Origin of the sequence: Streptomyces sp. NPDC007162 (assembly GCF_040634175.1) — a bacterium.
Classification (GTDB): Bacteria; Actinomycetota; Actinomycetes; order Streptomycetales; family Streptomycetaceae; genus Streptomyces.
The window spans coordinates 1-4,295 of sequence record NZ_JBEYFC010000649.1 but is presented as its reverse complement, the minus strand read 5'-3'; the positions used below and the strand labels follow the sequence as shown (position 1 = coordinate 4,295).

2 protein-coding genes and 2 tRNA genes are annotated in these 4,295 nt (G+C 74.1%); 2 read left to right on the top strand and 2 right to left on the bottom strand.

What is annotated here, in order from left to right:
* Positions 1 to 17: 17 nt before the first annotated feature.
* A tRNA-Arg gene (locus ABZ646_RS41275) sits at positions 18 to 90 on the bottom strand.
* A 202-nt stretch (positions 91 to 292) separates the two neighbouring features.
* Positions 293 to 386, bottom strand: a tRNA-Ser gene (locus ABZ646_RS41270).
* A 167-nt stretch (positions 387 to 553) separates the two neighbouring features.
* Here ABZ646_RS41270 and ABZ646_RS41265 point away from each other — a divergent pair.
* Together ABZ646_RS41265 and ABZ646_RS41260 are read left to right on the top strand one after the other, a co-directional pair.
* Complete coding sequence (locus ABZ646_RS41265) at positions 554 to 976, top strand: SSI family serine proteinase inhibitor (RefSeq protein WP_360531316.1); 423 nt, start codon at positions 554 to 556, stop codon at positions 974 to 976.
* Between the two features lie 224 nt (positions 977 to 1,200).
* The coding region (locus ABZ646_RS41260) for a PAS domain-containing protein (RefSeq protein ID WP_360531313.1) at positions 1,201 to 4,295 on the top strand (3,095 nt) is incomplete at its 3' end.

Sequence of the window (4,295 nt, the reverse complement as noted above, 5' to 3'; positions counted from 1 at the left end):
GGGGCCTTTCCAAGATGTGCACTCGGCAGGATTCGAACCTGCAACCTTCTGATCCGTAGTCAGATGCTCTATCCGTTAAGCTACGAGTGCTTGTTGTTCTGTTTTTCTGTCTTCGGTCCTGGCCCTTCCGGGCCGCTCTCGGCGACAGGAAGAACATTACATGACTGCCGCCGCCATGTGAAATCCGTTCCGCGTACCCCTTGTGACCTGCGAAAACATGGTCAGCGGCGGGGTGTGGACCCTGGATGCACCGAAGCCCCGGTCCAGGTGGACCGGGGCTTCGGTGATCAGGTGGCGGAGGCGGAGGGATTTGAACCCTCGATGGGCTTTAAGGCCCAAACCGCATTAGCAGTGCGGCGCCATAGACCGGACTAGGCGACGCCTCCAGCACAGCCGCCCGCGTGAGCGCGAGTGGTGCGTGCAGATGATGACACAGTCGAGCGTGCTGTCACCAATCGACTCCCACGGTACTAGGCAGCCGGGGCGCAGGGCAAAGGCCTTTCGTCGGCGGGGCGCCGCGCAACGTCCGGGCGGGCGGCGCGTTGGGCAGGGCATGGCCCACTTCACCGTGCGGGGCGCCCTCGGGGCCGTCGCCGCCGTCCTCGGATCCGTCCCGGTGCTGCCCGCGCCCGCCTCCGCCGCCGTACCGGGCGACCATCTCACCGTCACCGTGCGGCACGCCGGGGACGGGCGGGACGGGACGTACGAACTGTTCTGTCACCCCGGCGCCGGCAGTCACCCGGACGTGGAAGGCGCGTGCCAGGCGCTTGACCGGAACACCCGCTGGGGCCGGGACACCTTCGCCCCGGTCGCCCCGGGCACCGCCTGCACCATGATCTACGGCGGCCCCGCCACCGCCCGTGTGACCGGCATCTGGGCCGGCCGCCCCGTCGACGCGACGTACGACCGCAGCAACGGCTGCGAGATCGGGCGCTGGAACCACCTGGTGCCGCTCCTGCCCGACCTGGGGCCGTGAACCCACGACGCACGCCCCGCCCCCCGTAAAGGTCCCGCGAAGGTATGGCGGACGTGAGACACGTCGGTCACATGTTCGCCGTCACTTCGTCGTGCGACCTCCCTCTCATCCGGCGCCGTGACCGGAACCGGTGCCTTTAGACTCCCTCGCGTGACACGTCGCGGGCCGGTTGGCAAGATGGCCCGAGCGGTCGGCAAGGTGCGGTAACAGGGAGGAAGCGTCTCGTGAGCAGCAGGCCATCCCGAGGCGCTGCTCGCCTCGCAGCCATACTGGACGCGCTGCCGGACGCGTTGGTGCTGGTCAACGCCAACGGAACCGTCGTCAACGCGAACACCATCGCCCTGGAGGCCTTCGAGGCGCCGGGGACGGCACTGGTCGGGCGCGGGCTGCTCGATCTGCTCCCGGAGTTCGACTCGCGGCTCATCCCGGGCTCGATGCGGCGCCCCGACCACATGGATCCGCGCGGCCGGACCAAGCCGACCCGGATGGTGGCGCGGCGGACCGACGGCACGGAGTTCCCGGTCGAGGTCACCAGCGCCAACCTGGAGAACGGCCAGCAGGCGTACGACGGTTACGGCTACAGCGGCGACGAGCTGCTGATGATCGTCGTACGCGACCTGACCGGCACCGTCGACACCGAGGCCGAGCTGGCGCGTTCGCAGCGGCAGACCGAGATGATCCTGCGCGCCGCGAGCGAGGGTGTCGTGGGGACGGACACGGACGGACGGATCGTCCTCGTCAACCCGGCCGCCGCCCAGATACTGGGTTACCGGGCCGGTGAGCTCGGCGGCAAGGAGCTGCACAACCTCGTGCTGCACTCGCGCGCCGACGGCTCGCCGTTCCCGTACGCCGAGTCGCCGCTCGCCGACACCCTGCGCTCCGGACGCAAGCACCGGGTGCGCGGGCAGGTGCTGTGGGCCAAGGGCGACAAGAGGGTGCCGGTCGACCTGACGACCGCGCCGGTGCGCGACGGCGACCAGCTCGTCGGCGCCGTGATGACCTTCACCGACCGGCGGCCGTACGACACCGTCGTCGACGAGAAGGCCGCCCTGGAGAAGGCGCACGCCGAGGAGCTGGAGAAGCTCTCCGAGGAGCACGCCTCCGACCTGACCGCGCTGCGCCAGAAGCACGTCACCGAGGTGGAGGAGCTGCGCGAGCGGCACGCCGAGGAACTGGCGGCGGGCGAGGACCGGTACGCGGCCCTCGGCGAACGCGAGAAGGACCGTTACGAGGCCCTGCACGGACGCCACGAGCAGCTGCTGACCCTGCTCGCGCAGTCGCTGCGCGGCCCGCTCGACGAGCTGCGCCGCGAACTGGCCACGCTCGCCGCCGACGACGCCGGGCAACTGTGGCCCGAGGCCAACCAGGTGCTCCACCACCTTTCGGCCGGCTACTCGCGGATCACCCAGCTCATCGACAACGTGCTCGGCTACCAGCGGCTGGACGCGGGCACCGAGGACATCACCCGTACGAAGGTCATGCTGGACGCCGTCGTCGCCGCCGGTGTGGACGGGGCGGTGGAGCTGATCGGCCCCGGTCGGGTGCAGTTCGCCGTGCACGCGCCGCCCATCGAGGCCGAGGTGGACCCGCAGCGGCTGGCCGTCGCGCTCGCGCACCTCATCGCGGACGTGGCCGGCGTCGACGCGACCGGCAACTCGCCCGTCTCGGCCGGCGGCTACATGGACAACACCGTCGTCGTCGCGGCCGCCCAGCGCGGCGAGGTCGTCCGGATCGAGGTGCGCGGGCCGTACACCGGGGGAGACCCGGTGCACGAGCCGATCGTGCGGGGGATCGTGCGTGCGCACGGCGGGGTGCTCCAGACCCACGAGGTGCCCGGCATGAGCGGCAGCGCGTTCGTGCTGGAGGTGCCGATCGGCGGTGGCGCCGGAGCCGTCGCCCCGCCGCCCGGCAGCGAGGTGGCCATGCTGCCCGCCGCCGACGAGACCGGTGCCGCCGGCCGGCGGCGGGCCCGGCGGTCCTCCGTGGACGCCTTCCTGGAGAGCGACGTCCCCGGGGAGGCCGGGGAAGGTGAGGCCCCGGGGGTGCCGACCGGACGGCGGCGCAGGCGTGCCGCCGAGGCGATGGAGCAGGGGAGCGGGCCCGCCGCGCTGGAGAGCGCGGAGCCGGCATCCGGCGGGACCGGACGGCGGCGCGGGCGTCCGGCCGACGGTGATGCCGGGGTGGCCGCTGAGGGTGCTGTGGTGACGGCGGCCGAGCAGGGGGCCGGTACGGCTGCCTCCGGTACGGGTCTGGGCGGGACGGTTCCGCCGCAGGGTGTGCCCGCGCCCGCTCCGGGGCGTCGCGGCCGGCAGGACTCCGACGAACCGCAGGCACTGCCGCCGGCGCTGCCCCCTGCCGGGCAGACCACCGAGGAGCAGCCGAGCGGACGCCGGCGCCGGGCGCTGGCCGCGGCCGCTGAGCGGGCCGAGCAGCAGGCGGCGCAGCAGGCCGGCCCCCGGCCGGTCTTCGCACTGCCGCCCGCCGAGGCCGACCGTGCCCCCGAGCCGACCGGCACGGCGGGCGACGAGGGCCGGCACGACGCCGCGGCGCACCCCCAGGACGAGGACCACACCCCGCCGCAGCCCCACCCCACCAGCGCACCGACCGGCCGCCGACGCCGCGCCGTGGGCCAGCCGACGGAGGCGGGGGCCGGGGCCGGGGTCGGGACGGGGCTGCCGGGAATGCCGGAGATGCCGAGTGCACAAGAGGTGCCGGGGGTGCCTGGTGCGCCCGGAGTGCCCGGCGCACCAGGAGTACCCGGGGTGCCTGGAGTGCCTGGAGTGCAGGCCGTACCGACGGTGCCCGCGCAGGCGGTGGCGCCCGGGCAGCCGGTTCCCGCCGGGCCGCAGGCCGTACCGCCCGCGCAGCAGGTTCCCGCCGGTCAACCCGTTCCCACCGGGCAGCCCGGACAGGGCATTCCGGCCCAGGCCGGGCCTGCCGGACAGGTCGCCGTGCCGACCGGTCTGCCCCTCGGCCAGGCGGTTACCGGGCAGCAGCCGGGCCAGCCGGTGCCCCCGGTGCAGGCAGGCCAGCCCGGCCAGCCGGTTCCGGCGGTGCCGCCCGGGCTGCCGGGTGCGGCCCCCGTGGCGGCGCAGGCGCAGGTGCAGGCCCAGCCGCAGAGCGCCGCGCCGGTGATCCCGGGCCAACCGGTCCCAGGCCAGCCGGCAGTCGTACAGCCCGGGCAGCAGCCCGTACCGCCCGCGCAGCCCGCCCCGGCTGCCGAGGACCCCCCGGTCCCCGCCCAGCCGCTTCCCGCGGAGGCCGCGCCCGCTTCCGTACCGCAGCAGTGGCCGGGCGCCGACGACGCGCCCGCCGCCCC

Coding starts and splice junctions, on each gene's coding strand:
- ABZ646_RS41265 (WP_360531316.1), top strand. CDS start 554: ATGGCCCACTTCACCGTGCGGGGCGCCCTCGGGGCCGTCGCCGCCGTC.